17 protein-coding genes and 1 tRNA gene are annotated in these 18,544 nt (G+C 69.3%); 6 read left to right on the top strand and 12 right to left on the bottom strand.

The window, feature by feature from the left end:
- Positions 1-201: 201 nt before the first annotated feature.
- Positions 202-633 (bottom strand): roadblock/LC7 domain-containing protein, encoded by a 432-nt coding sequence (locus BQ8420_RS08275; protein ID WP_087097237.1) that lies wholly within the window; start codon positions 631-633, stop codon positions 202-204.
- A 363-nt stretch (positions 634-996) separates the two neighbouring features.
- Between BQ8420_RS08275 and BQ8420_RS08270 the strand changes: the two genes are divergently transcribed.
- Positions 997-1,839 carry an aminotransferase class IV gene (locus tag BQ8420_RS08270; RefSeq protein ID WP_087097236.1) on the top strand — a complete coding sequence of 281 codons (843 nt, stop codon included), beginning with the start codon at positions 997-999 and terminating at the stop codon, positions 1,837-1,839.
- Between the two features lie 127 nt (positions 1,840-1,966).
- Here the strand turns inward: BQ8420_RS08270 and BQ8420_RS08265 are convergent, their stop codons facing one another.
- On the bottom strand, positions 1,967-2,389 hold the full coding sequence (locus BQ8420_RS08265; protein WP_087097235.1) for an SsgA family sporulation/cell division regulator: 423 nt from the start codon (positions 2,387-2,389) through the stop codon (positions 1,967-1,969).
- A gap of 484 nt (positions 2,390-2,873) precedes the next feature.
- Here BQ8420_RS08265 and BQ8420_RS08260 point away from each other — a divergent pair.
- Positions 2,874-2,947 (top strand) — tRNA-Val (locus BQ8420_RS08260).
- Positions 2,948-3,086: 139 nt separating this feature from the next.
- Here the strand turns inward: BQ8420_RS08260 and BQ8420_RS08255 are convergent.
- Positions 3,087-3,398, bottom strand: a complete 312-nt coding sequence (locus BQ8420_RS08255; protein WP_087097234.1) for a PGPGW domain-containing protein — start codon at positions 3,396-3,398, stop codon at positions 3,087-3,089.
- A gap of 575 nt (positions 3,399-3,973) precedes the next feature.
- Here BQ8420_RS08255 and thrS point away from each other — a divergent pair.
- Complete coding sequence (gene thrS, locus BQ8420_RS08250; RefSeq protein WP_087097233.1) at positions 3,974-5,947, top strand: threonine--tRNA ligase; 1,974 nt, start codon at positions 3,974-3,976, stop codon at positions 5,945-5,947.
- Between the two features lie 75 nt (positions 5,948-6,022).
- Here thrS and BQ8420_RS32280 read toward each other — a convergent pair whose 3' ends face one another.
- From BQ8420_RS32280 to BQ8420_RS08235, 4 genes are all read right to left on the bottom strand, one after another.
- On the bottom strand, positions 6,023-6,184 hold the full coding sequence (locus BQ8420_RS32280; protein ID WP_200815854.1) for a hypothetical protein: 162 nt from the start codon (positions 6,182-6,184) through the stop codon (positions 6,023-6,025).
- A gap of 99 nt (positions 6,185-6,283) precedes the next feature.
- Positions 6,284-6,964 (bottom strand): hypothetical protein, encoded by a 681-nt coding sequence (locus BQ8420_RS08245; RefSeq protein ID WP_087097232.1) that lies wholly within the window; start codon positions 6,962-6,964, stop codon positions 6,284-6,286.
- Positions 6,965-7,262: 298 nt separating this feature from the next.
- On the bottom strand, positions 7,263-8,114 hold the full coding sequence (locus tag BQ8420_RS08240) for a serine/threonine-protein kinase (RefSeq protein ID WP_235006002.1): 852 nt from the start codon (positions 8,112-8,114) through the stop codon (positions 7,263-7,265).
- A 317-nt stretch (positions 8,115-8,431) separates the two neighbouring features.
- Positions 8,432-9,019, bottom strand: coding sequence for a TetR family transcriptional regulator (locus BQ8420_RS08235; RefSeq protein WP_087097230.1), 588 nt, complete (start codon positions 9,017-9,019; stop codon positions 8,432-8,434).
- Between the two features lie 104 nt (positions 9,020-9,123).
- On the opposite strand from BQ8420_RS08235, the gene BQ8420_RS08230 reads away from it, so the two are divergent.
- Positions 9,124-9,906, top strand: a complete 783-nt coding sequence (locus BQ8420_RS08230; RefSeq protein WP_087097229.1) for an NAD(P)-binding domain-containing protein — start codon at positions 9,124-9,126, stop codon at positions 9,904-9,906.
- Between the two features lie 89 nt (positions 9,907-9,995).
- On the opposite strand, the gene BQ8420_RS08225 is transcribed toward BQ8420_RS08230, so the two are convergent.
- From BQ8420_RS08225 to BQ8420_RS08215, 3 genes are read right to left on the bottom strand one after another with little or no spacing between them, the layout of a single operon-like run.
- A complete protein-coding gene (locus BQ8420_RS08225; protein ID WP_087097228.1) occupies positions 9,996-11,153 on the bottom strand; it encodes an acyl-CoA dehydrogenase family protein in 1,158 nt (385 codons plus the stop codon).
- Positions 11,150-13,231, bottom strand: a complete 2,082-nt coding sequence (locus BQ8420_RS08220) for a biotin carboxylase N-terminal domain-containing protein (RefSeq protein ID WP_087097227.1) — start codon at positions 13,229-13,231, stop codon at positions 11,150-11,152. The genes BQ8420_RS08225 and BQ8420_RS08220 overlap by 4 nt, the downstream gene beginning before the upstream one ends.
- A 7-nt stretch (positions 13,232-13,238) precedes the next feature.
- Positions 13,239-14,864 (bottom strand): carboxyl transferase domain-containing protein, encoded by a 1,626-nt coding sequence (locus tag BQ8420_RS08215; protein WP_369825484.1) that lies wholly within the window; start codon positions 14,862-14,864, stop codon positions 13,239-13,241.
- Between the two features lie 102 nt (positions 14,865-14,966).
- Between BQ8420_RS08215 and BQ8420_RS08210 the strand changes: the two genes are divergently transcribed.
- Entirely contained in the window at positions 14,967-15,554 is a 588-nt protein-coding gene (locus tag BQ8420_RS08210; RefSeq protein WP_087097225.1) for a TetR/AcrR family transcriptional regulator, read from the top strand.
- A 61-nt stretch (positions 15,555-15,615) separates the two neighbouring features.
- Here BQ8420_RS08210 and BQ8420_RS08205 read toward each other — a convergent pair whose 3' ends face one another.
- Positions 15,616-16,161, bottom strand: coding sequence for a hypothetical protein (locus tag BQ8420_RS08205; protein ID WP_087097224.1), 546 nt, complete (start codon positions 16,159-16,161; stop codon positions 15,616-15,618).
- A gap of 314 nt (positions 16,162-16,475) precedes the next feature.
- On the opposite strand from BQ8420_RS08205, the gene BQ8420_RS08200 reads away from it, so the two are divergent.
- Positions 16,476-17,849 carry an NAD(P)/FAD-dependent oxidoreductase gene (locus BQ8420_RS08200; RefSeq protein ID WP_087097223.1) on the top strand — a complete coding sequence of 458 codons (1,374 nt, stop codon included), beginning with the start codon at positions 16,476-16,478 and terminating at the stop codon, positions 17,847-17,849.
- Here the strand turns inward: BQ8420_RS08200 and BQ8420_RS08195 are convergent.
- Positions 17,837-18,532 (bottom strand): metal-sensitive transcriptional repressor family protein, encoded by a 696-nt coding sequence (locus BQ8420_RS08195; protein ID WP_087097222.1) that lies wholly within the window; start codon positions 18,530-18,532, stop codon positions 17,837-17,839. The two genes, BQ8420_RS08200 and BQ8420_RS08195, sit on opposite strands and share 13 nt — an antisense overlap.
- Positions 18,533-18,544 lie beyond the last annotated feature (12 nt).

The raw sequence follows: 18,544 nt of genomic DNA, 5'->3' as shown, positions 1-18,544 counted from the left end.
ACCCGCGACCCTCACCTTGGCAAGGTGATGCTCTACCAGCTGAGCCACGTCCGCGCGGCGAGTTCATCTCACGGTCTTCACCGTGTCCCTCGCTGCGTTAAGAACTCTAGCGGATGTTCGGGCAAGTGCGAAATCGACTTCGGAGAGGGGATCGTGCGCCCTGCCGAGGCAGGCCGTCGTGGCCCGCCGCGGCGGCAGGAACTACTTCTCCACATGCGCGGGGGTGGAAGGCATGTCCGGGCGGGGAGGTGCGGACAGGTACTGGCCGACCCGTTCGATCACCTTGTTCATCTCGTAGGCGATCAGGCCCACGTCGCTGTCGGCGTCCGCCATCAGCGCCATGCAGGCGCCGTCGCCGGCCGCGGCGACGAAGAGGAAGGCCCGGTCCATCTCGATGATGCTCTGCCGGATGTTGCCGGCGGAGAACTGCTTACTGGCCCCTCCCGCGAGACTGTGCAGGCCGGAGGCGATGGCCGAGAGGTGTTCGGCGGCGGGGCGGTCGAGGTCGCTGGAGGTGGCCATGAGGAGCCCGTCGGTGGACAGGACGATGGCGTGTTGTGTGCCCGAGGCGCGAGTCAGGAGGTCGTCCAGCAGCCAGCTGAGTTCGCCGCGGGCGGTGCTCGGTGGAGTCATGTCTCTCTTCGCTGTGTCAGTCGTGGGTCGTGCGTGGAGCACGCGCTCTGCGGGGGCGCGGTGCGAGGCGGAAGGGTGTCGGGGGCGCTGTCCTCCGGTCCCGCATAAGCGTTGCCCAGATGATAGTCATTCGTAACTTATCTGTCCGGCCACTGTCCCAGACCCAGCGCGGTCCGCCTACCTCCGATGCCGTCCTGACCAGTGCGGACGGTGTGGAAAAAGTCCCAGAAGCGCGGACCTGCGGCCGGTGCCGGTCAATGTACTTGCCAAGGTGCGCCGCCGGAAGGTACTGCGAGGCGCGAAGGTGGGAGGATTCGAGGGGAACACCGGCCCGACCAGGGTCATGGAGAGTTGGGGGTTGAGATGAGGGTGTGGATCGCCGGAGCCGGCTACGGCCGCGGCGCCGTGCTGGAGGAGAAGGACGCCCGGATCCCCGTGGTAGACCACGGCATCACCGTTGGCGATGGGGTGTTCGAGACCGTGCGGGCCCAGAACGGCCGGCCGTTCGCGCTCACCCGGCACCTGAAGCGCTTGGCCCGTTCCGCCGCGGGCCTGGGTATGGACGAACCCGACCTGGAACTGGTCGCGGACGGTGTCGCCCAGGCGGTGGCCGCCAACCCGGAGATGACCGACGCGCGGGTGCGCGTCACCGTCACCGATGGTGTCGGGCCGTTGGGCTCGGACCGGGGCAAGGGCGAACAGACCGTCATCGTGGCCATGGGCCCGTTCCCCGGGATCCCTCCGCACACGAACGTCGCGCTGGCCCCGTGGCCGCGCAACGAGTTCGGCGCCTTGGCCGGGTTGAAGACCACCTCCTACGCCGACAACGTGCGCGCCCTGGCCTACGCCCGGGAGCGCGGCGCCACCGAGGCGATCTTCCGCAATGTCTCGGGGAACCTGTGCGAGGGCACCGGAAGCAACATCTTCGTGGTGCTCGACGGGCGACTCGTCACGCCGCCGCTGTCGGCCGGCCCGCTGGCCGGGATCACCCGGGAGCTCGTCCTGGAGTGGTACGGCGCTGCCGAGGAGGACGTGTCGATGGAGCGTCTGCCCGAGATCACCGAGGCGTTCTTGACCTCGACCGGGCGTGACGTGCAGCCGGTGCTCCACATCGACGACCAGAGGGTGTCGGCCGAGCCCGGGCCGATCACCGTCAAGGCGATGGCGGTGTTCGCCGAACGCTCGGCCGCGGACCTCGACCCGTGATCCCCATGCCCGGGTGAGGGAACGAGAAGAGGGGACGGCGTCCAGGCGCCGTCCCCTTCTCTCTTCGCTTCGGTGGTGTCCGGCCTCCGTGCCGCCCCGCGGAAGCTGCGGTACGCCGACCGGTCGCTCAGGAGTGGAGGTGCTGTTGGATCTCTTCGTCGAGGTCGACGAAGGTGCCCTCCTGCCCGGCGGGGACGATCTCGTAGGTGCGGTGCAGGAATTCTGCGAGTGGCGAGACTTTGGTGTCGAACTCGGCCTGGCCGAAGGGAGAGGAGAGCGCGATGCTCACCGATCGCTCGCCTTCCTCGTCCTTGGAGGGCCAGACGCGCACGTCGCCCTCACCGACGGGGCGCACGATGCCCACGGTGAGGAGTTCACGCGCGAAGATCCACTCGACGGGGGTGTCCTCGCCGGTGTGGAAGGCCACGCGAATCGCATAGGGATCGTCTGCCCTGTAGTCGAGTCGCGCGACCAAGGGAACCGCGGTGCGCTCCGGGACCACGAGTCGCAGGCCCAGCTCGGCGGTGGCAGTGGTGTCGCTACTGTTCATGTTCGCCAAACCTTTTCTCGTCCGGCCCAGGCGTTCCTGGGGCGCCGGCCGGTTGCCGTCTCACTCGCTCCAACGCGGCTGTCCGCGGATCATGACGTGAGTACGGAGACTTTTCTTGGTCGATGGGACCGGAGGTCTCGCTGCCCGCCCAGCGGGTGCAGCGCGCCGCGGGGCGGCAGCACGATCCTTGGTCACTGTAATGACCAGGGGAAACCAAAGATTTCCCCATGTTGAGTGTCCCGTGTCACGCGAAGGTCAACTCGCGCTCGTCCTGGGAGGGTCCACGAAGCCGGGAACTCCTACTCATTGCGGGGATCGCGGCCGCCGGCGACCCCTTTTGGGGGAACCCGAACGGCGTTATGTGACCTCCATCACACACCCGTGGGTTCGCCGGGCGGACGGGGGCGTGCCGAGCACTCCCGAACATGCGCTAAAGTTTTTCTTGTCAGGCCGACGAGGCCGGGCGGGGACGCAAGCCCCACAGGGGCGATTAGCTCAGTTGGCTAGAGCGCATCGTTCACACCGATGAGGTCACTGGTTCGAGTCCAGTATCGCCCACGAACATGAAGGGCCGGATCCGTATCGCACGGATCCGGCCCTTCTTTTTCTGGTTTTGGTCGGTCCAAGCCCGAGCAACGTGCGACTTTGCGCTGGGCCGCTGGTTTCGGCGCCGGTCCGCCCCGAGAAAGGTCCGCGCCTATTCTCTGTCGCGACCCTCGCGCGTGCGGCGGACGGCCTTGCGCCGGGCGCGATGGTCGCGGAACCGCCTCAGGTAGTCGTCCTTGAGTTGCACGGCCCATCGTTCGCCGCGCACCGCCCAGACCTTCGCGGGGTGCAGCAGCCGCTGGGCCCAGCGGAACTCGGTGCTGAGGATGAGCAGTCCCAACAGCATCGAAGCGATCCCCGGCCCGGGGACCACCAACATCACGACCCCGGCGAGGACGACCACCGCGCCCACGGTGCCGACCAACAGGCGCCAGGGCATGTGCAGGACCGGGTGGGTGTGCATGTATCTCCGGAACAGGCGGAGTCGCGCCCGAAGGCGACGCCATCGGCGTACATGCGCTCGGTGGCCGGGGGATGTCTCCGGTGCCGGAGGTCCGTCGGATGGACTCGCTGACATGCGCTCACAGTATTCGGTCGGAGCTCGGGTCGGCATTCGGGCCGTACTCGGTACGGGTCGGGTGGTCTGCCGATTCTCGTCGATCTCGGGTGTCGGATCAATGGGCCGGTACCGAACCCGGGAAGAACCAGTGGAAAGCCGACTTTCCAGGGCATACGCGTCCGGGGTGGGCCGACACGGGTTCTCCAGAGCGCCTCGGTGGCCTGGTCCGGCGGCGGCCGAATCCATCGACCGAATCACGAGGCCCGTCCTCACTCCCGCACCAGTCGTCCTTCCCGAACCCGCGAGCCCCATTCATCTCCTCCTCGACCCTGTGGACAACGCGTCGACCCCGTCTCGAAGCCGCTAGCATCGAAGACGAAAACACCAGGCCGCCCACATCGGTGGCCGGTGTCGACTCAAGATGCACCTATCGACCCGAGACGCACCCACCAACCCGAAACGTATTCCTAGGAGTCACCGTGTCCGCCGCGCCTGAGCTGCACATCACCCTCGCCGGAACCCCGCGTGCGGTGGCGGTCACGACTACCGCGGGACAGGCCCTGGAAGCGGACGGCAGGACCGTGATCGCCGCCATGGTCAACGGTGAGCCCCGCGACCTGTTCCGGGAACTGGCCGATGGCGACACCGTCGAACCGATCGAGATCGGCTCCGAGGAGGGGCGGGCCATCCTGCGCCACTCCACCGCGCACATCCTCGCCCAGGCCGTCCAAGAGCTCTTTCCCGAGGCCAAGCTGGGCATCGGTCCGCCCGTCGAGAACGGTTTCTACTACGACTTCGACGTCGCCGAGCCGTTCACCCCCGCCGATCTCAAGAGCATCGAGAAGAAGATGCAGCAGATCATCAAGCAGGGCCAGCGGTTCGACCGCCGGGTGGTCTCCGAGGACGACGCACGAGCCGAACTGGCCACCGAGCCCTACAAGCTGGAGCTGATCGGCCTCAAGGGTGGGGCGGTCGAGGCCGCCGAGGGCGCCTCCGCGGAGGTCGGCGCCGGTGAGCTCACCATCTACGACAACGTCCACCCGCGCACCGGCGAGCTGTGCTGGAAGGACTTGTGCCGCGGCCCGCACATGCCCACCACCAAGGTCGTCCCCGCGTTCAAGCTGATGCGTACCGCCGCCGCCTACTGGCGCGGCAAGGAGACCAACCCGCAGCTCCAGCGCGTCTACGGCACCGCCTGGGAGGACAAGGACTCGCTCAAGGCGTACCTGACCTTCCTGGAGGAGGCCGAGAAGCGCGACCACCGCAAGCTCGGCTCCGAACTCGACCTGTTCTCCATCCCGGACGAGATCGGCTCCGGTCTGGCGGTCTTCCACCCCAAGGGCGGCATCATCCGCCGGGTCATGGAGGACTACTCGCGCAAGCGCCACGAGGAGAGCGGCTACGAGTTCGTCTACACCCCGCACGCCACCAAGAGCACCCTGTTCGAGAAGTCCCAGCACCTGAGCTGGTACGCGGACGGTATGTACCCCCCGATGCAGCTCGACGGCGGTCAGGACTACTACCTGAAGCCGATGAACTGCCCGATGCACAACCTGATCTTCGACGCGCGCGGGCGCTCCTACCGTGAGCTGCCGCTGCGCATGTTCGAGTTCGGCACCGTGTACCGGTACGAGAAGTCCGGCGTGGTGCACGGTCTGACCCGCGCACGCGGCTTCACCCAGGACGACGCGCACATCTACTGCACCAAGGAGCAGATGGCCGGCGAGCTCGACTCGCTGCTCACCTTCGTGCTGGAGCTGCTGCGCGACTACGGCCTCGACGACTTCTACCTGGAACTGTCCACCAAGGACCCGGAGAAGTACGTCGGCGAGGACGACGTCTGGGAGGAGGCCACCGCGGTCCTGCGCGGGGCCGCCGAGAAGCAGGGGCTGGACCTGGTCATGGACCCGGGCGGCGCCGCGTTCTACGGTCCGAAGATCTCCGTGCAGGCCAAGGACGCCATCGGCCGGACCTGGCAGATGTCCACCATCCAGCTGGACTTCAACCTGCCCGAGCTGTTCGACCTGGAGTACACCGCGGCCGACGGTTCCCGGCAGCGCCCGGTGATGATCCACCGTGCCCTGTTCGGGTCCATCGAACGGTTCTTCGCGGTGCTGCTGGAGCACTACGCGGGCGCGTTCCCGGCGTGGCTGTCCCCGGTCCAGACCGTGGGTATCCCGATCGCCGACGAGCACGTGCCCTACCTGCAGGAGGTCCAGGCCAAGCTGCGGGCCGAGGGCATCCGTGTCGAGGTGGACGCGAGCGACGACCGGATGCAGAAGAAGATCCGCAACGCCCAGAAGCAGAAGGTGCCCTTCATGCTGCTGGCCGGTGACGACGACATCGCCAAGGGCGCGGTGTCCTTCCGTTACCGGGACGGTTCGCAGAACAACGGGGTTCCGGTCGACGAGGCGATCGCCGAGATCGTCGCGGCCGTCCGCGAACGCCGCTGACCCTGTGTCATGAAGGCACGGAGCGCCCGTCCCCGGTGGGTCGGGCGCTCTCTTCGTGTGCGGCGGGGCGGCCGGTCAGGACTGCTCGCGCGGTCGACGGGGCTCATCGGCGTCCTTGAAGAGGTCCTCGCGGGAGATCTGCGCCGTGGCGTTGGGGTCGGAGGTGGTCTCCTCTTCTTCGTCGTCCTTGAAGAGGTCGGCACGTGAGATGCGGTGCGTGGCATTGGGGTCGCTCATGGGGGTCCTACTCGTCGAGGGTCGGGGTACCCCGAATTTTATCCGTAGCTCATAGTGTGGCCGAACGTCCGGGTTCGCGCACACACGGTCGTGACGGGATCAGGAACCGGAACCGGTGGAGTGGCCTCCCCAGGCCCGGTCCGGGATCCGGTCCACCAGGTCGATCAGGTAGCCCGCCGCGGTCAGCGCGCGGTCGGGGTCCAGCCGCATCGGCGCCCAGGTGAGGATGTGGTCGCCGGTGAACCGGATCGGAAGCGACCGCGAGCGGCAGTCCGACAGCAGCCACGCGGCGGTTTCGTGGTCGAGCACCGACCGGGTGAAGTGTTCGTCGGCGCCGACCGTGTGGAAGGCGCCGGAGAAGGAGACCTCGACCTGTGCGGGTGCGCCCCGGCCGTCGAAGGAGACGGTCCTGGCCAGGTCGCGGCGGTGGATCTCCAGGTCCGCCCCGGGCCCGGGGGTGCCCACGGCGACGACCCGGTGCGTGGTGGTCTCGCCGCCTCGTCGGTCGGCGGTGTGGGTGAGTTCGAAGATCGTCACCGGGTGCCGGCCGCGGTGGCCGCTGAGCACGTGACGCGCACGGGGGTCGTGACCTCGCAGCGCGTCGGGCAGGGTGGCGCCCTCCAGGGGCAGAGATCGCTGTTCGACGTATTCCCAGCCGTGTTCATGGGCCCAGGCCTTCAGCTCGGTGACGCGTTCCTTGCGAAAGTGCGCGGCGACGATGATCGCGCCGGTGGACACCACAACGGTGACCAGGGCGATCAGCGGCAGGGCGCCTTCCATCCGGTATCTCCTCATGAGGGAAGTGAGAAGGCCCTGGGACCCGGAGCGGGGACTCCGCGGCGGTCCGGATCGGACGCGCGCCCGGATGGGTCAGGGGGCCCGCGCCGGCCATGTGCGCCCATTCTGTGCCGTTTGTCGCTGCTTGTCACCCCTGGGATGCGTTACCTGACGACCCGGCACACACTTTCGACGCACTGTGCACACCCGCCTCATCCGCGGTGTGACCGGCCACATCCGGCCTGCACAGCGGGCGACGCATCACCGGCCCAGCGTGAACGTTGTCCGGATGTGGCCACGTTCAGTAGGGGCGGAGGAGGCCGTTCCGGGTCAGGGCCAGCAGGATCCGCTCGGGGGTCGGTCGGAGTTCGGGTGTGGTCGCCAGTGCCGCGCGGACCGTGGGGAGGTACTCCCCGGGCAGCCCGATCAGGTCGGCCTCCCCGCGCAGGATCCTCCGGGTGATCGCCTCCGGGGTGGAGCCGAACGGGTTGCGCCCGGTGGCGGCGTACACGGTCAGTTGGCCCCACCCGAACACGTCCGAGGCGGCCGAGGCGGGGGCGCCGCACAGGCGTTCGGGCGCGATCCACCCGGGGGTACCCCAGACGGGGCGGTGCGGGGTCTGTTCGGCGCGTCGGGTGGCCACCCCGAAGTCCAACACGCGGGGGCCGCGCGGGGAGAGGACGACGTTGCCGGGTTTGAGGTCGCGGTGCACGATCCCGGCCCGGTGGATGTCGGCCAGCGCCGCGGCGACCCCGGTGACGACCCGGGCCAGGGCGTGGTCCCGTAGCGGGCGCACGTCGCGCACCTGCTCGCTCAAGGTGGGGCCGGGGACGTGCCCGGTCGCCAACCAGGGGATGAGGGCTTCGGGTGCGGCCCCCGCGAACCGGGGAACGAACCGGCTGCGCACCCGGCGCAGGGCGGCCACCTCTCGGGTGAAGCGTTGCCGGAACTCGGGTTCGTCGACCAGTTCGGGGTGGACCGCCTTGACCGCCACCAGCCGGCCCAGGCGTGAACGTGCGAGGTAGGCGGTCCCCATCCCGCCGGACCCGAGCCTGCCGAGTAAGCGGTAGGGGCCCAGGCGGGAGGGGTCGTGTGCCCCGAGAGGGGCGGCGCCGTCGGGGTCGGGTGACGGCGAGAAGAGGGGGGTGGGCACGGTGCCGAGTCCTCGGGGGGAGAGGGCGGGTACGTCGAGCGCGCCCATACTCTCAGTGGCCCGAAGGCTACGGATCTCAGACCCCGGGGTATCGGGAGCTCCGGAGGAGGGCCACCCACTCCTGGGAGGGGAAGGTGCGGTACCCCGGTTCGCGATGGCCGGTGTCGCGGACCTTGACGTTCCGAGGTGTCTCCGCCACTCAGTCGCCTTCGTCGACCCGGTCCTGGTCCCCGAACCGATCGTCGGGTTTCGATGACGCCCCGGGGCTGAAGGGCGTGAGTCGGTCGGCGCGGTGTCGAAACGCGCCACACGGCGGTTCAGTCGGAGAGAGCGCTGAAGGAGTCGTTGATCAGGCCGTCCAGGTCGATGTCGCCTTCGGACGAAGCCCAGTGCTCCAGGGAGACCGTCAGACACTCCAGCGCGGTGCCCGCCAACACCTGCCGGCGAAGATCGGGGCCCGGTCGCGCACCGGGACGTTCGGCCAGTGCCCGAGCCAGACCGGGGCGCCAGCCGGCCTGTTTCTCCCGCAGGCGAGCGCACAGGGCGGGAGTGCGGCCGATCAGCCGTAGCAACGCCAGTCCTTCGGCGGGGTCGCGGTTCAAGAAGCCCGTGGCCGGGCTCAGGGCGTGCCGTAGCGCCGTCCTGTCCTTCTCGTGAGCGGGGCGGTCCAGCAGTGCCTCGACCATCTGTGCGCCCAGCGGATCGAAGCTGAACAGGACCACTTCTTCCTTGCTGCCGAAGTAACGCAGGAACGTGCTGCGCGAGACGCCGGCGACGGTGGCCAGCTCCTCGAAGGTGACCTCGTCAAAGCCCCGATCGCAAAAGAGGGGGAAGGCCGTCCGTGCCAACTCATCTCGCACGGCACTGCGTCCGATGTCACGGGTCTTCATGCGAGAAGTGCTCATGCCCTCAGGCTATCTCCACGGTTGCCACTTGTGGTCTCAACAGAATCTTAGTCTCGACTTTGACACTCAGTATCAACTAGGGTCACGAGTGTCTGAGAGCGGCGATGTCACCACCCGAACCGAGAAAACCCATGGAGAGCAACATGTCCCGAACCCTCGGCATCATCGGTGCGGGGGCGGTCGGCCAGACCGTCGCCCGTCTGGCCATCGCCGGTGGATGGAACGTCGTCCTGAGTAATTCGCGCGGGCCTCGGAGCCTCACCGACCTGGTGACCGAGTTGGGCCCCAAGGCCCGAGCCGCGACGGTCGCCGAGGCCGCCATCGCGGGCGATCTCGTCGTGGCGGCGGTCCCGCTGATCGCCCACGCCCAGCTGCCCAAGCGCGAGTTGGCGGGCAAGATCGTCATCGACACCATGAACTACACCGTCGAACGCGACGGCCACTTGCCGGAACTGGACTCCAACGAGCTGACCTCCAGCGGCATGACGCAGCGCCACCTGGCCGACTCCCGCGTGGTCAAAGCCTTCAACAACATCACCACCGACCACTTGGCCGCCTTGCCCAGGCCCAAGGACGTGGCGGACCGCAACGCCCTGCCCATCGCGGGTGATGACACAGAGGCCAAGAAGGAAGCCGGTGCTCTGCTGAGCGACCTTGGATTCGATGCCGTGGACGTCGGGGACCTGGGGCAGAGCTGGCGGTTCGGCCCCAACACGGCGCTGTACGCCCTGGTCTACGCCGGGGAGGAGATGCCCGAAGGCCTCTATGGTCCCGAGGTGCTCCAGTGGTTCCTCGGCACCCCCGGGGGACCCGTGCCCGCCGGCCAGGTCGCCCGACTGGCCGCCGAGGCCGTGCGTGGCCGGGCGGACGTGTTCTTCGACGACTGACCGGGGGAAGGCGCGGGCTACACGAAGCGCGGCCCCGGGGCGCCACCACATCATGGAGGCACGGTCCGGGGCCGCGTGGCGTCGTGGATCTATGCGGGCAGACCCAGTTCCCTCGCGATGAGCATCTTCTGGACCTCGCTCGTGCCTTCCCCGATCTCCAGGATCTTGGCGTCGCGGTAGAACCGGCCCACCGCGTAGTCGTTCATGAACCCGTATCCACCGAACACCTGGGTGGCGTCGCGGGCGTTGTCCATCGCGGCGTTCGACGCGATGAGCTTGGCGATCGCCGCCTCCTTCTTGAACGGCTCGCCGGCCAGCATCCGGGACGCCGCGTCGTAGTAGGCCAGGCGTGCCGTGTACGCGCGGGCCTCCATCTCGGCGATCTTGAACTGGATCGCCTGGTAGGCCGCGATGCTGTTGCCGAAGGCCTGACGTTCGTGCGAGTAGCGCACGCTCTCGTCCACACAACCCTGGGCCAGACCCACCGACAGCGCAGCGATGGCGATGCGGCCCTCGTCGAGGATGCGCAGGAACTGCGCGTACCCGCGCCCCTTCTCACCCACGAGGTTGGCCTCGGGCACCCGGCAGTCCTCGAACACCAGCTCGTTGGTGTCGGAGGCGTTCCACCCGACCTTGGAGTACTTCTGTCCCACGGAGAAGCCCGGGGTGCCCTTGGGCACGAGGATGGCGGAGATCTCCGGGCGCCCGTCCTCGCGTCGGCCGGTCACGGCGGTCACGGTGACCAGCGCGGTGACGTCGGTCCCGGAGTTGGTGATGAACGACTTGGTCCCGTTGATCACCCACTCGCCGTTCTCCAACCGCGCGGTGGTCTTGGTGGCCCCGGCGTCCGAACCACCATCGGGTTCGGTCAGCCCGAACGCGCCGAGCGCCTCGCCGGCGGTCAGCTTGGGCAGGTACGTCTTCTTCTGCTCCTCGGTGCCGAACCGGAAGATCGGCATGGCGCCCAGGGAGACCCCCGCTTCCAGGGTGATCGCCACGGAGGAGTCGACCCGGGCCAGCTCCTCCAGGGCCAGACACAGGGCGAAGTAGTCGCCGCCCATGCCGCCGTGCTCCTCGGGGAAGGGCAGCCCGAACAGCCCCATCCGCCCCATCTTGGCGACGAGCTCGTAAGGGAAGGCGTTCCGCTCGTAGAAGTCGCCGATCACCGGCGCGACCTCGGTCTGAGCGAAGGTCTCCACGGCGGCCCGCAGGTCGGCGTGCTCGGTGGACAGTTCGTGGCGCTTCATCGCTGCTCCTCGGTGGAGGTGGAAGGGGCGTCGGCCGGGGTCTCGGCGTCGACGGTGACCAGGACGGCGTCCATGGGCACGGAGGAACCGGGACGGACCGCCACGGTGGCGACGGTGCCGTCCACGGGTGAGGGCACGGAGTGCTCCATCTTCATCGCCTCGACCACCGCGAGGGTGGTGCCGGCGGTGACCCGCTGGCCCACCTGGACGGGGACGTCCAGGACGGTGCCGGGCATGGGGCTGCGCACGGTGCCGTCGGTGGCGGCGTCGTCCTCACGCAGCGCCGCGGTGACGGGTTCCTCGTGCACGCTCCACACGGCGCCGCCGGAACCCAGCCACCGGTGATCGGTCTCGGGCTCGTCGGCACGCGAGTAGGTGCGGGTGTGCTCGGGGGTGGTGACGGTGAGCCGGGTGCCGTCGGCGGAGCGGCGGGCGCGCACGGAGATCGGCTCCCGCTCCTCCAGAGCCACCTGGTAGCGCCCCGGCCCGCCATCGCGCCGGACCCGGGCGATGACGACGTCGTGCCCGGGGGCCCGCAGCCGCCACGGGGTCCAGGCGGGACCTCCCATCCGCCAACCGTCCGGCACGGCGAACCGGTCGGCGCCGGCGCCGTTCTCCAGGTCGAGCTGGTGGTCCAGGGCCGCCGCCACGTACACCTCCGGCAACCGGTCGGGAGCCGGCTCGGGCGGGTCGGAGGCGATGAGGTCGGTGCTCAGGTCGCCCTCGACCACGCGCGGGTGGCGCAGCAACCGGCGCAGGTAGGCGGTGTTGGTCACGCAGCCCAGCAGGGTGTACGAGGCCAGCGCCCCGTCCATCCGGTTCAAGGCCTCGGACCGGTCGGCGCCCCAGGTGATGACCTTGGCGAGCATGGGGTCGAAGTCGGAGGTGACCGCCCCGCCCTCGGCCAGCCCTGAATCCACCCGCACGTGCGGGCCTTCGGGCTCGTTCAGGAGCAGGATCGGTCCGCCCGAGGGCAGGAAGCCCCGGTCGGCGTCCTCGGCGTAGATCCTGGACTCCACCGCGTGCCCGACCCACGACACGTCCTCCTGGGCGAAGGGCAACGGCTCACCGTAGGCCGCGATCACCTGGAGTTCCACCAGGTCCACGCCGCGCTCGCCGCGCACCGCCACGACCTCCTCGGTGACGGGGTGCTCCACCTGGAGGCGGGTGTTCATCTCCAGGAAGGAGAACGACAGCTCCCCCTCAGAGCCGGTCTCGGCGATGAACTCGACGGTGCCGGCGCCCACGTACCCGCAGGAGCGGGCGGCGGCCACGGCGGACGCGCCCATGACCTGGCGCTGGGCGTCGGTGAGCAGGGGAGAGGGCGCCTCCTCCACCACCTTCTGGTGGCGGCGTTGCAGGCTGCACTCGCGTTCGCCCAGGTGCAGGACGTTGCCATGGGCATCGGCCATCACCTGCACCTCGATGTGGCGGGGACGTTGGACCAGCTGCTCCACCAACAGGGTCGCGTCACCGAAGGAGGTCAGGGCCTCGCGTCGGGCGGACGCGGCGTCGGCGAGCAGCGTGTCCGGCGCGTGCACGGACCGCATGCCCTTGCCGCCGCCCCCGGCGGAGGGCTTGATCAGCAGTGGGTAGCCGGTCTCCTCGGCGGCGCGCAGTAGTTCGTCGTCGCTGAGGGGCTGCCCGGGTTTCTCGGTGAACCCGCCCAGGACGGGCACACCTGCGGCGGCCACGGTGTCCTTGGCGCGGATCTTGTCGCCCATGGCCTCGATTGCCGAGGCCGGCGGTCCGATGAAGACCAGTCCGGCGTCGGTGCAGGCGCGGGCGAAGTCGGCGTTCTCCGACAGGAACCCGTAGCCGGGGTGCACGCCGGTGGCCCCGCAGTCCAGGGCCAGGGCGACGATTCCGTCGGCGTCCAGGTAGTTCCCCACCCGCATCGCCACGTCGGCGGCGAGGGTGTGCGGGGCTTCGGCGTCGGCGTCGGTGTACACGGCGGCCGTGCCGATGCCCATCCGGCGCAGAGTGCGCATGACGCGCAGCGCGATCTCGCCCCGGTTGGCGACCAGCACACGCGAGGGCACACGGGTCCCCGGGCTGGTTCGTGGTGTCGTGCTCAAGGGTTCCTCACATCCGGAAGACGCCGTAGCCCACCGGCTCCAGGGGCGTATGGCGGGCGGCGGACAGGGCCATGGCGAGCACGTCGCGGGTGTCGGCGGGGTCGATCACGCCGTCGTCCCACAACCGTGCGGTGGAGTAGTAGGGGCTGCCCTGTTCCTCGTACTGGTCGCGGATGGGGGCCTTGAAGGCCTCCTCGTCCTCGGCCGACCACTCCTCGCCGCGCCCCTCCTTCTGGTCACGGCGCACGGTGGACAGCACGGAGGCGGCCTGTTCGCCGCCCATGACGGAGATGCGGGCGTTGGGCCACATCCACAGGAACCTGGGGGAGTAGGCGCGGCCGCACATCGAGTAGTTGCCGGCGCCGAAGGAGCCACCGATCACCACGGTGAACTTGGGGACGCGGGCGCAGGCCACGGCGGTGACCATCTTCGCGCCGTGCTTGGCGATGCCGCCGGCCTCGTAGTCGCGGCCGACCATGAACCCGGAGATGTTCTGCAGGAACACCAGCGGGATGGAGCGGCGGTCGCACAGTTCGATGAAGTGGGCGCCCTTGAGCGCGGACTCGGCGAACAGGATGCCGTTGTTGGCGATGATGCCCACCGGGTGTCCTTGGATGCGCGCGAACCCGGTGACCAGCGTGGTGCCGTACTCGGACTTGAACTCGGTGAACTCGCTGCCGTCCACGACGCGGCCGATGACCTCGCGCACGTCGTAGGGGGTGCGGGTGTCGGCGGGCACCACCCCGTACAGCTCCTCGGGGTCCAGCTTCGGTGGGCGCGGGGCGCGCGTCTCCCAGGCCGGCGGGTCGAGCGGGCCGAGGGTGTCGGCGATCTGTCGCACCTTGCCCAGGGCGTCGGCGTCGTCGTCGGCGAGGTGGTCGGTGACGCCGGAGACCCGCGAGTGCAGGTCGCCGCCGCCCAGTTCCTCGGCGGTGACGACCTCGCCGGTGGCGGCCTTCACCAGGGGAGGGCCGCCCAGGAAGATGGTGCCCTGCTCGCGGACGATGACGGCCTCGTCGCTCATGGCGGGAACGTAGGCGCCACCGGCGGTGCACGAGCCCAGGACCGCGGCGATCTGCGGGATGCCCTGCCTGGACATGGTGGCCTGGTTGTAGAAGATGCGGCCGAAGTGCTCCCGGTCGGGGAAGACGTCGTCCTGCATCGGCAGGAACGCGCCGCCGGAGTCGGCCAGGTAGACGCACGGGAGCCGGTTGTGCAGCGCCACCTCCTGGGCGCGCAGGTGCTTCTTGACCGTCATCGGGTAGTAGCTGCCGCCCTTGACGGTGGCGTCGTTGGCGACCACCACCATGGCGCGGCCGGCCACGCGCCCGATCCCGGCGATCATCCCGGCGCCCGGCGCGTCCTGCCCGTCCTCGCCGTAGAGCCCGTAGGCGGCCAGTGGGGCGATCTCCAGGAACGGGGAACCGGGGTCCAGGAGTAGGTCGACGCGGTCGCGGGGGAGGAGTTTGCCGCGTTCGACGTGGCGCACGCGGGTCTTCTCCGGGCCGCCGAGGGCCGCGGTGGCGATCCGCTCTCGCAGCTCCGACGCGAGGGCGCGGTTCGCGGCCTCGTTGGCGGCGAACGCGGGCCCGGCGGTGTCCACCGCCGAACCGAGCACAGGTGCCCTGCTCATGTTGTCCTCTCATGGAGGGATGTTAATGCTCACTAACACAGATGATGTTAGTAACTACTAACATGGCTGTCCAGGGTCGGAGCGATTCAGGAGGGCGGGCGGATGGCGGCGAGGGCCAGAGGACCCAGAACGGGCGGGCGACGGACGGCGATCCTGGGCGCGGCGGCCCGACTCTTCGCGGCCCACGGCTACCGAGGAGTGACCATCGACGACCTCGGGCGGGCGGTGGGCACCACCGGCCCCGCGCTCTACCGGCACTTCCCCGGGAAGGAGGCTCTGCTGGGCGCCGTCCTGGTGGACATCAGTGAACGCCTCGCCGAACGCGGGCGCGCCCTCGTCTCCGGGTCCGACGATCCACGCGAGGCCCTCACGGCGCTGCTGCGCGGGCACATCGCCTTCGCGCTCGACGAACCCGACCTCATCACGGTGCACGACCGTGAACTCGGCAACCTCACCGCCGAGGACCGGCGCAGGGTCCGCCGGCTCCAGCGCGGCTATGTGGAGGAATGGGTCGGTGTCCTGGCCGGGTTGCGCCCCGACACCCCGGCGCCCACCCTGCGCGCCTCGGTGCACGCCGCGTTCGGCCTGCTCAACTCCACCCCGCACAGCCGCGGGCCGCTCTCCCGCGAGGCCATGGCCGACCTGCTCCTGCGGATGGGTGCGGCGGCCCTGCTCGCCGACGACACCTGACCGGGCCCACGCGAAGGGGGAGGGCGGCCGCTGGGCCGTCCTCCCCTGGTGGACCGGGAACCTAGGAGGTTTCCGTGTCCTCGGTGGCGCTCTCCACCGGCTGGGTGACGTTCTCGTTCGGAGCGTCGCCGGTCACCTCGTCGGACTCCTCGGCTTCCGGGGCCTCGTCGGTCTCGACCGGGGCCTCCTCGGTCACCTCGTCGGCTTCCTCGGCTTCCTCGGACTCCGGGGCCTCATCGGCCTCTTCCGGGGCCTCTTCCTCCGGAACGTCGTCGCTGAGCGCCGGAAGGTCGAACTCCTCCAGGGCTTCCGCCGGGCCCTTCACTTCCAGGAGGGCCCCGAACAGCTCCAGCGCCTCGGGGTCGCTGAGCAGTTCGACGGCGTCCTCATCGGCGAGGACCTCCTGGACCTGCGGGTCCTCTAGGAGCGCCACCGCCTCGGGCGACAGCTCCTCGGCCGGTTCGGCGACCTCGTCGGTGGTGTCGGTGACCTCCTCGCTCGGCTCGGTCACTTCATCCGGCGGGTCGGCGAAGGCCGCCCCGACACCGAACACGGTCAGTCCTCCGGCCAGCACGGTGGTGGCGGCGATCCTGGTGAACGATCGCATACGAGTTCCTTGCCCCTTTCCTGTCATGGGTCAGCACGTTCCCTATGTGCCTAACTACGCACAGTAATCAACCGTGTGCGGTGGATGGCCGCTCTGGCAACAAACGGGAGGTTTCGTCCTCGCGAAGTTCGCGTATGCCATCACGCGGAAGGACCAACGCAGCACAAAGTCCCGGGAACGTTCCGTGTGGGTTCTGGGGAAAACAGGGCGCGGACTCGTACATTCGGCCGCGGTGAAGTGGGTAGTCCTGCGTCCGACGGCCCGCAGACGCGAAGGACGTCCCGCCCCCGATACGAAGAAGGAGCTGTGAATACATGTCTCGGCCTCGGATCGTGGTGGTCGGTGCGGGATTCGGTGGACTTCACACCGTGCGCCACCTCGAACGCCGCATCCCCAACGGTGCGGCCGATATCGCCTTGGTGGCACCGAACGACTACATGCTCTACAGCCCGCTGCTGCCCCAGGTGGCCTCAGGGCTCCTCACCCCGCAGTCGGTGGCCATGTCGGTGCACCGGCTCATGAAGAAGACCCGGTTCGTGCCCGGGCACGCGGTGGGCGTGGACACCCAGGACCGAACCGTGGTGGTGCGGAGGCCCACCGGCGAACTCGCGCCCGTGCCCTACGACCGGCTCGTCCTGGCGCCCGGTGGTCTGACCCGGGAGTTCGACATCCCCGGGCTGACCGAGCACGCCTACGGGGCCAAGACCCTCGCCGAAGCGGTCCTGCTCCGTGACCACGTGCTGGGACAGCTGGAGTTGGCCAACGACTCCAAGGACCCGATCGAACGGGAAGAACGCTGCCGCTTCGTGGTGGTCGGTGGCGGCTACACCGGCGTGGAGACCGCGGCCTCGCTCATGCGCCTGTGCCAGGAGGCCGCCGACCGCTACCCGGAACTGCGCTCGGTGATCCGATGGCACCTGGTCGACATCGCGCCCAAGGTCCTGCCCGAACTCGGTGACCGGCTCGGCCGCAAGGCCCTGGACCTGCTGCGGAACCTGGGAATCGAGGTCAAGCTCAAGGTGACCGTCCGGGAGGTCACCGCCGACAAGGTCGTGCTGACCGACGGGCGCGCCCTACCGAGCCGGACCCTGATCTGGACCGCGGGGGTCTCTCCCAGCCCGCTCATGGAGACACTCGGCAAGCCGACGATGCGCGGCCGACTGGAGGTCGGCACGAACCTGTCCGTTCCCGGGCAGCCGGACGTGTTCGCGATCGGCGACGCGGCCGCCGTGCCCAACCTGTCGAGCGCCGAGAGCGCCTATTGCCCGCCCACCGCCCAGTACGCCAGCAGGCAGGCGGCCACCGTGGCCCAGAACGTGGTCAACTCGATCCTGGGACGGCCGCTGCGCGAGTTCCAGCACAAGGACATGGGGCTCGTGGTGGACCTGAGCGGCAGCGACGCGCTCGCCCGCATCATGCAGTTCGACCTGAGCGGTCTGCCGGCGCTGGGCGTCACCCGCGGCTACCACGTGATGTCGGTGCCCTCGGCCACGGCGCGGGCGCGGATCATCGCCAACTGGGGGATCCGCGCCATCACCGGGGGAGAGGTCGCCCGGATGGGGTTCGCCGACGAGGGTCGCCCGTCGTCGTTCGTGGCCAACGAGAAGGTGGACTACCTGGACGCGGAGGGCGCGCGCAAGACGAGCGCGCGCCTGCTGGAGAACGATCGGGACCGCTACGGCGACTGAGTCGAGTCGTCGTCCAGGGCCCCGGAACCATCGGAGGATTGGGTTCCGGGGTCCTTCGTGTTCCGGGCGCCGCGTCGACCGATGGCGAGGATGAGCGCGCCGGCGATCGCGATCAGGACCGCCGCCAGCAGGAGTTTCCACGGTTCGAAGAGGCCGGGCAGGTCGGCCAGGAAACGGCGGGCGGGTGAGTCGGGGTCGAGGAGGACCGTCGCGATGAACACCGCGGACAGTGCGAGGGTGACGATCAGGGCCACCTTCCCCCAGAGCCCCCGCAGCCCCATGCGTCGCCGCAGCACCCCACCGGCCTCGATGATGCGGGTCACCCGGACCAAGCGCAGCGTTCCGGCGACCTTGGTCAACCGCAGGAGCTGGGCGGGGCCGAGGGCGAAGACGACGGCCGGTACCGTCAACACCGCGACGAAGGTGCTCCACCGGTGAGTGCGCAGCCAACCGAGTTTGTCCTCGGCCAGGACGATGAGCAGGATCCATTCCGCCCACAGGACCAACCCGGCCAACCAGTTGACCCGCGCCCCGATCTCGGACCAGATCCCCTGCCCCCACAGGGCGAGGAAGACCGCCGGAACGGAGAGGACGGCGCTCACCAGGACGGGGATCGCCAGGTGGCGTTCGAGCGCGGTGGAGAGGCTGTTCTGTTCGGGGGGCCTGATCTGTTCGGGGGACATGGCGAAAACGTA

Source organism: Nocardiopsis sp. JB363 (genome assembly GCF_900143625.1).
Classification (GTDB): domain Bacteria; phylum Actinomycetota; class Actinomycetes; order Streptosporangiales; family Streptosporangiaceae; genus Nocardiopsis.
The sequence above is the reverse complement of the archived record's forward strand: the minus strand, read 5'-3'. Positions and strand labels throughout refer to the sequence as shown.

Bases quoted from the DNA above. Each gene is read 5' to 3' on its own strand.
- BQ8420_RS08275 (WP_087097237.1), bottom strand. From the start codon at position 633: ATGACTCCACCGAGCACCGCCCGCGGCGAACTCAGCTGGCTGCTGGAC.
- BQ8420_RS08270 (WP_087097236.1), top strand. From the start codon at position 997: ATGAGGGTGTGGATCGCCGGAGCCGGCTACGGCCGCGGCGCCGTGCTG.
- BQ8420_RS08265 (WP_087097235.1), bottom strand. From the start codon at position 2,389: ATGAACAGTAGCGACACCACTGCCACCGCCGAGCTGGGCCTGCGACTC.
- BQ8420_RS08255 (WP_087097234.1), bottom strand. From the start codon at position 3,398: ATGCACACCCACCCGGTCCTGCACATGCCCTGGCGCCTGTTGGTCGGC.
- BQ8420_RS32280 (WP_200815854.1), bottom strand. From the start codon at position 6,184: ATGAGCGACCCCAATGCCACGCACCGCATCTCACGTGCCGACCTCTTC.
- BQ8420_RS08245 (WP_087097232.1), bottom strand. From the start codon at position 6,964: ATGGAAGGCGCCCTGCCGCTGATCGCCCTGGTCACCGTTGTGGTGTCC.
- BQ8420_RS08235 (WP_087097230.1), bottom strand. From the start codon at position 9,019: ATGAGCACTTCTCGCATGAAGACCCGTGACATCGGACGCAGTGCCGTG.
- BQ8420_RS08230 (WP_087097229.1), top strand. From the start codon at position 9,124: ATGTCACCACCCGAACCGAGAAAACCCATGGAGAGCAACATGTCCCGA.
- BQ8420_RS08225 (WP_087097228.1), bottom strand. From the start codon at position 11,153: ATGAAGCGCCACGAACTGTCCACCGAGCACGCCGACCTGCGGGCCGCC.
- BQ8420_RS08215 (WP_369825484.1), bottom strand. From the start codon at position 14,864: ATGAGCAGGGCACCTGTGCTCGGTTCGGCGGTGGACACCGCCGGGCCC.
- BQ8420_RS08210 (WP_087097225.1), top strand. From the start codon at position 14,967: ATGGCGGCGAGGGCCAGAGGACCCAGAACGGGCGGGCGACGGACGGCG.
- BQ8420_RS08205 (WP_087097224.1), bottom strand. From the start codon at position 16,161: ATGCGATCGTTCACCAGGATCGCCGCCACCACCGTGCTGGCCGGAGGA.
- BQ8420_RS08200 (WP_087097223.1), top strand. From the start codon at position 16,476: ATGTCTCGGCCTCGGATCGTGGTGGTCGGTGCGGGATTCGGTGGACTT.
- BQ8420_RS08195 (WP_087097222.1), bottom strand. From the start codon at position 18,532: ATGTCCCCCGAACAGATCAGGCCCCCCGAACAGAACAGCCTCTCCACC.